General features: G+C 68.7%; 1 pseudogene. It reads right to left on the bottom strand.

Annotation, left to right across the window (positions count from 1 at the left end):
• Positions 1–431, bottom strand: a pseudogene (locus MKK75_RS00215) (hypothetical protein); the annotation flags it as partial.

Here is a 431-nt window from a genome sequence, read left to right as displayed (position 1 = left end):
TCGAGGAGGATCTTGCGCTCGCCCTCGGTCGGGTTGCCGCCGAAGATGCTCTTGAGGTTGGTGAGCGCGTTCGTGGTGACGAGGTTGTCGAGTTCGAGCGTCGCCTGCCCCGCCTCGTTGCCCGGCACCAGGCTCATCGCCTTACCGCGCTCGCTCGCCAGCGGCCCGGCGTAGGCCTTGGCGGACAGCTCCTTGGCCTGCTCCAGCATGCCAATGGACGCCTGCGCGGACAGCACCGCGTTGTCGGCCGTGTCGATCGCCTTCTTGTCGCCCGCGGACATGTCGCGGTCTGCGCCGATCTTCCCGGCGCCCACGAACGAGCGATAGGATGGCGTGCCTTCCACGAGCCCGAGACCCGGCGCAGCTTCACGCCGAGCATCCATCTGGGCTCGAAGCTTCGCGCCCTCGTCCGCGACGTCCTTGGCCGGAGC

The organism is Methylobacterium sp. J-030 (genome assembly GCF_022829545.1).
Classification (GTDB): domain Bacteria; phylum Pseudomonadota; class Alphaproteobacteria; order Rhizobiales; family Beijerinckiaceae; genus Methylobacterium.
Note: the sequence above shows the minus strand (reverse complement) of the source record. Positions and strands in the feature narration are given on the sequence as shown.